Origin of the sequence: Actinomyces dentalis DSM 19115 (assembly GCF_000429225.1) — a bacterium.
GTDB lineage: Bacteria > Actinomycetota > Actinomycetes > Actinomycetales > Actinomycetaceae > Actinomyces > Actinomyces dentalis.
This window is the reverse complement of sequence record NZ_AUBL01000080.1, coordinates 1-6004: the sequence shown is the minus strand read 5'-3', so window position 1 is coordinate 6004 and position 6004 is coordinate 1. Positions and strand designations below refer to the sequence as shown.

Genomic DNA, 6004 nt, shown 5'->3' with positions numbered 1-6004 from the left:
GACGACGAGGACGCCGAGGAGGCCGGCGCCGTCGGCCTGGAGGTCGTCAAGCGGCTCCTGGGCGCCACCGTTCTGGAGGAGATCACCGTGACCCAGGAGGGACGCTGATATGACACCCGTCTACGAGGGCGCCGTCCAGGACCTCATCGACGAGTTCGACGAGCTGCCCGGCGTCGGCCCCAAATCGGCCCAGCGCATGGCCTTCCACATCCTGGCCGCCGACGCCGCCCGCGTCGAGCGATTCGTCGAGGCCCTGCGCGCCGTCAAGGCCCGGGTCCGCTTCTGCGAGACCTGCGGCAATATCTCCGAGTCCGAGCAGTGCGTCGTCTGCCGCGACCCGCGGCGCGACCAGCGCGTCATCTGCGTGGTCGAGGAGCCCAAGGACCTCGTGGCCATTGAGCGCACCCGCGAGTACCGGGGGCTCTACCACGTGCTCGGCGGGGCCATCGACCCCCTCAGCGGGGTGGGCCCGGACGACCTGCGCATCCGCGAGCTCTTCGCCCGCGTGGGCGGGGACGTCGAGGAGGTCATTCTCGCCACCAACCCCACCGTCGTCGGGGAGGCCACCGCCGCCTACCTCACCCGCATGCTGCGGACCATGGACGTGCCCGTCTCTCGGCTCGCCTCCGGCCTGCCGGTGGGCTCCGACCTGGAGTACGCCGACGAGGTCACGCTCGGACGCGCCTTCGAGGGGCGCCGGAGGGTGGACGACGACTGACCCCCACTGACCCCGGGGCCGCGGCCCGGCTCAGGCCACGCGCGTGCCGCGGGCGAGAGTGCGCACCGGCGTGCGCAGGCGCCGGGACGCCGAGACCAGGGACCAGGCGCCGAGGAGCCCGAGCACCAGCAGGGTCGCCGGCCAGAAGACCAGGTGCTCGGGCCTTCTCACGTCGTCGTCCCCGGTCGAGTGCGAATTGTTGCCGCAGTAGTACGACACCACCTCCGCGGGCTGAGGGGTGCGCATGGTGTCCACGCCCAGCCCCAGCGCTCCCAGCGGCGAGTAGCTGGTACGGGGGTCGATGTCGGTCACGGGGGCGCGGGCGGAGACGTCGCCCAGCGCCACGAACGGGTTGGGGACGAGCATCCACCAGATCCGCTCCCAGTGCACGATATCCGACGTGTAGATATCCGGGTCCTTCTCGCAGACCTGCTTGTTGTTGGTCGACTCGTCGTAGTCCGTGCTGTAGACGATGCTGCGCTGCTTCCCGTGCACGGCCGTTGTCGAGAGCGTCATCATGATGGGAGTGCCGATGACGAGGGCCGTGACCACCAGGTAGGTCAGCACCGCCGAGGCCGAGGGGCGCGCCGTCGCCGCCGAGAGGCCCAGGCCTATGGCGCACACCGCCCCCAGGCTCACCGCCAGGATGAGCAGGTGCCCCACCAGCGCCGTCCAGCTCGCCCCGCCCGTCATGGTGAAGGCGAGTAGGAAGGGCGCCGCCACGGCCAGGAACGCCAGGGCCGCCAGCCACGCCGCCAGGAGCTTGCCCACGACGATCTCGTGGGAGCGCAGCGCCGTCGCCTGCAGCAGGGCCAGGGTCGCGTCCGCCCGGTCCCCGTTGATGGAGGTCGCCGACAGGGTCGGGGCGACGATGAGACCGATCCCCAGCACGAAGCCGAGCGTCAGGTCGTACAGGATCGGTACGATCTCCTCATGCCGACCCCCCGACATCCCCGCCAGGGCGGTCAGGCCCCCGCACAGCAGCACCAGGACGACGCCCCACACGATCAGCATGACGCGCCAGCGCGTCGACCTCACCCGCTGACGCAGCTCCAGCACCGCGACCGTGCGCACCGCCGTCCAGCTCATCGCCGTTCTCCTTCCATCGCCAGGTAGGTCGCCTCCAGGGACCCGGTCTCGGGGGCGAAGGACACGACCTCCACCCCCGCCTCCACGGCCCGGCGCAGCAGGGCCGCCGCCGCGGCGTCGTCGGATGCGGGAACGCGCACCGTCCCGTCCCCGCCCGCCGTCCCGCCGGCCTGCGCCGCCCACCGGGCCAGGCCGGCCTCGTCCAGGGCCCGGATCCGCCACATGCGGCGCACCGGCTGGGGGAGGAAGGGGCCCGGGGCGTCGGGTGCGGCCGGGGCGTTGTCGGGTCCGACGCCGGAGGCCTCCCCCCGTGCGGCGGCGCCCTCGTCCTCGGGTGCGCCGGCGGGGGCGGCGGGGCTGACGGCGCCATCCGCGGCCCCGCCCGGGCGGACCGCCCGGCCGCCGGCCATGAAGACGACGCCGTCGACCATCTGCTCCAGCTCGGGCAGGATGTGGCTGGAGACCAGGACCGTGACGCCGGAGGAGGCGAGCTCGCGCAGCAGGACGCGCAGTTCCGCCCGCGAGCGCGGGTCCATGCCCGCGGCCGGCTCGTCGAGCAGGAGCACCTGCGGGCGGTGGATCAGGGCGCGGGCCAGGCCCAGGCGCTGCTTCTGCCCGCGCGAGAGGACCCGGGCGGGGGTGCGCGCCATCTCGCCGAGGTGGACGGCGGCGAGCATCTCGGCGGTGTTGCGGAGTCCGGTGTCCTCGTCCAGGCCCTGGGCGGTGGCGAAGGTCATGAGGATCTCCGTGCAGGTCAGGGAGTCCCAGGTGCCGAAGGCGTCGGGCATCCAGCCCACCGCCTGGTGGACCTGGCGCGGCTGGGTGAGCGGGTCGAGTCCGGCGATGCGGATGGTGCCGCCGTCGGGGGCGAGCAGGGCGGCGAGCATGAGCAGCAGGGTCGTCTTCCCGGCGCCGTTGGGGCCCACGAGCCCGGTGACGGAGCCGGCGGGCACCGTCATGCTCATATTCCACACGGCGCGCGTCGATCCGAAGAAGCGGGTGACGCCGGCGACCTCGATGCTCATGGTCTCATGCTACGGACCGCCCGGTCGGCTGGGAACCGTCTGGGGCGCACTACCCGGGGCGGACCGCACCGGTCGGCGCCGGGCCCGCCGCCGGCGTCGAGTTCGCCGCCGACGTCGGGCCCGGCCGCGGGCAGGGTCCGCCGGGTCCGACCCCGGCCGGCGAGCCGGAGTCCTGCGGCGCGCGCCGCGGCGCCGGCGCCGCCCAGGGCGACGGCGACGGCCAGGGACTTCGGCCACACCGGGGAGTGGGCGGGCGGGCGGCGGGCCCCGCCGGGCCCGGCCGGGCCGCGGTCCGCGTCGATCAGGGAGGCCGCGGCGCCCAGGACGCGGGTCTGCGCCGTGCGGGACATGATGTCGGAGACGCCGGTGTGCGGGCTGGTGACCGCCAGGCCCCAGGCGGTGGGGCGGTGCTCGGGGGCGAGCCGGACCGTCGCCCACAGGATCGGGCCCGCGACCGTCAGGGCCGCGGCGAGGAGCAGGGCCAGCCACTGGGCCGCCTCGTCCCGGTGCGGCAGCACCGCCCGCGCCCCCGCTCCGAGTCCGCACGCCGCCCCGCTGAGAATGATGAGGTAGGCCAGGAGCAGGATCAGCGCGGGCCAGGGCGCTCCGCCCAGGGGGGTCGCGATCACCAGGACGACGGCGCCCGGGCTCCAAACGGCCAGGCAGCGCGCCCAGGCGGCGAGCAGGGCGCCGAGGGCGCGGGCCCCGGGGCCGGTCGCGGTCGCATCGGGGTCGGCGGCCGTGCCGGTGGCCGCGGCGGGAACGACGGTGATCGTGCCGGTGGCCGCGGCGGTCGTGCCGGTGGCCGCGGCGGGTCCGGCGGCGCGGGCGTCCCCGACCATCCCCGCCCGCCCCGACTCCGCCCCGATCCAGGCGCCGCAGCCCACCGCCGCCCACGCGACCACGACGGTGACGACGTCGAAGGCCAGTCTCGCGCCGGCCTCCACGGCCGTGACCGTGTGCCCCGAGGCGTCAACGGATTCGTACAGGGACCACCAGATGAGGGCGCCTATGGGGTAGGGGCCCGCCAGGACGATCGCCGCGAGAACGGCGGCCCAGGCCCAGCCCCCGGCGATCGGCCCCGCGGGACGGGTCCGCCTCCAGGCGGTCAGCTCGGTGCGGGCGACCTCGAGGGCGCCGGTTCGGCGCGGAGGGGGCGACTCGATGAGCGGCGGCGCGGGGGCGGCCTCGAGGGCGGGGACTGGGCGTCGCGGTGCGGGGCGACCGCGGTGAGCGCCAGGGGCGGTCTCGAGGGCGGGGACTGGGCTCATGGGGGCTCCTGGGACGTGGGGGAGGGGCGGCGGAGGCGGCGACTCGCCGAATGTCGACGATAGTGTTCGCCTCCCGGCCCGGGAAGGCGGATGGGGGCCATACGGACGTCGGGAGGTCTGTTGAATCGCTTCCCGCGTCGGCGGCTCCCACCGCCCGGCGGCGGCCCCTACTGTCCGGCGTCGGCGGCCCCTACCGCCCGGCGGCGGCCGCCCCTACCGCCCGGCGTCGGCCGCCCCTTCTTCCGCATCGGCGGGACGGGCGCGATCCTCGCACCGGCGTCCGCGCCGGGCGGAGAGCGCGAGTCCGGCGCCGCCCAGGGCGAGCGCCGTGCCCAGGCAGACGGGCCACATGGGCGCGGACCCCGGGCCCGTCCGCGCCCCGCCGCCGGTGCGGACCCGGGCGTCGTCGACGGCGAGGGCGAATATCTCCCACAGGTTCGTGCGGGTCGAGCGGTGCACGACGTCGGAGATTCCCACGACGGGGCTGGTGGCGGGCAGGATCCAGGTGGCCGTGGGCCGCGGGTGGTCGACGGCGCTCATCAGCCAGGCGGTCGGCCCGCCCAGTGCGAGCAGGACGACGACGGCCAGGGCCAGCGCCCGCGCCGCCGCGCCGCTGCGGACGAGAGCGGCGGCGCCCAGGCCGATGCCGCACCAGGCGCCGGTGAGCGCCGTGAGGAAGATCAGGAGCAGGATCAGTGCGGACCAGGTGGCTCCCCCCAGGGCCGTGGCCGCGGCCAGCAGGGGCGCGACCGGGGCCCATGCGGCCAGCGAGCGCGCCCAGGCGGCCAGCAGCAGCTCCCCGGCGCCGGCCCGCGATCCGGGGGCGGGGTCAGACGCGGGCTGCTCTGGAGCGTCTGCGTGAGCGCCGGCCCGCGATCCGGGGGCGGGGCGCCGCGAGCCCGCGGAGATCCAGGGACTGCCCACGAGCGCGGCGATGACGCCCAGGAGGGTGAGGATGTCGAAGACGAGGGTGGCCAGGAGCCGCGTCGTCGAGAGGTCGTCGGAGACCCAGGCGATGGCGAAGATGAGGTAGCCCCAGATCGGGAAGGTGACCGGCATGAGCAGGAGGAGGACCGTTATGAGGATGGCGAGGAACCAGCCCAGGACGATGCTCCTGAGGGGACGGGTCCGCCACCATGGGCGCAGTTCGGCGCGGACGACCGTGAGGGAGGGGAATCGGCGCATGGGGACTCCTCGGGCTCGGCGCGGGCGGCGGCGGACTCGGCGCGGGCGGACGGGGCGGGTGCGGCGGATTCCGGCCAGCGCCCCGCGATCACGGTACCCGTAGGACGCCGGTGCGCGGCAGGGCAGAACTCCCCGTGCGCCCGGCGGCTCGGGTGGGCTCCGACGGGCCCGGACTGCGACTTCCTCGTCGGGAGTCGTGGTCCGCGGGCCGGGGGCGGCGCGGGTCGGTGTGGGCGGTAGCCGTCCGGGGTTGGCGGGAGGGGGTCGGCCCGCTTCCTCGCCGAGATGTGCATTTCGCACTCGAAATGTGCGTTTTGCACTCGAGAATGACGGTTGGAACTGCACTTTCGAGTGCGAAGTGCACCTCTCGGCGCCCGGGGGCGCCCAGAGGGGGCGCCCCTCCGGGTGCGTCTCTTAGTGTGGTGGCAATTCCCGCGGGGCTTCCGCCCGGGGTCGTCGGCACGGGCGGCGGGCATCGTGGGAGCCCTGTTCCTCAGCCAGATTCACAAGGAGTGCACCCACGATGCCCGCCACGAACCAGTCTGCCGTGTCCACGCTGATCCGGGAAGTCCTTGCCGACCCGGATCTGGCTCACGATGACGTCTTCCGCCGCCTGCTCCAGGCCGGGCTGCAGGATCTGGTCGACGCCGAGGCCGCCGCCGTGATCGGCGCGGGGCGCTACGAGCGCACCCCGCATCGCACCAACAGGCGCAACG

General features: G+C 75.1%; 6 protein-coding genes. 2 read left to right on the top strand and 4 right to left on the bottom strand.

The annotated features are described in order from the left end of the window. Positions 1 to 109: 109 nt before the first annotated feature. On the top strand, positions 110 to 718 hold the full coding sequence (recR, locus tag G446_RS0113120; protein ID WP_026410479.1) for a recombination mediator RecR: 609 nt from the start codon (positions 110 to 112) through the stop codon (positions 716 to 718). Between the two features lie 30 nt (positions 719 to 748). Here recR and G446_RS0113115 read toward each other — a convergent pair whose 3' ends face one another. The 4 genes from G446_RS0113115 to G446_RS18915 form a co-directional block, all read right to left on the bottom strand. Next, a complete protein-coding gene (locus G446_RS0113115; protein ID WP_026410478.1) occupies positions 749 to 1807 on the bottom strand; it encodes an ABC transporter permease in 1059 nt (352 codons plus the stop codon). Further along, positions 1804 to 2832, bottom strand: a complete 1029-nt coding sequence (locus G446_RS0113110) for an ABC transporter ATP-binding protein (RefSeq protein WP_026410477.1) — start codon at positions 2830 to 2832, stop codon at positions 1804 to 1806. The genes G446_RS0113115 and G446_RS0113110 overlap by 4 nt, the downstream gene beginning before the upstream one ends. Next, positions 2829 to 4103 (bottom strand): hypothetical protein, encoded by a 1275-nt coding sequence (locus G446_RS0113105; protein WP_026410476.1) that lies wholly within the window; start codon positions 4101 to 4103, stop codon positions 2829 to 2831. The genes G446_RS0113110 and G446_RS0113105 overlap by 4 nt, the downstream gene beginning before the upstream one ends. A gap of 213 nt (positions 4104 to 4316) precedes the next feature. Further along, the gene (locus G446_RS18915) at positions 4317 to 5288 is read right to left on the bottom strand and encodes a hypothetical protein (RefSeq protein WP_026410475.1); all 972 of its coding nucleotides are present in this window, start codon (positions 5286 to 5288) and stop codon (positions 4317 to 4319) included. A gap of 523 nt (positions 5289 to 5811) precedes the next feature. Between G446_RS18915 and G446_RS18015 the strand changes: the two genes are divergently transcribed. Next, a partial coding sequence (locus G446_RS18015) for a transposase (protein ID WP_034470698.1) occupies positions 5812 to 6004 on the top strand: 193 nt, incomplete at its 3' end.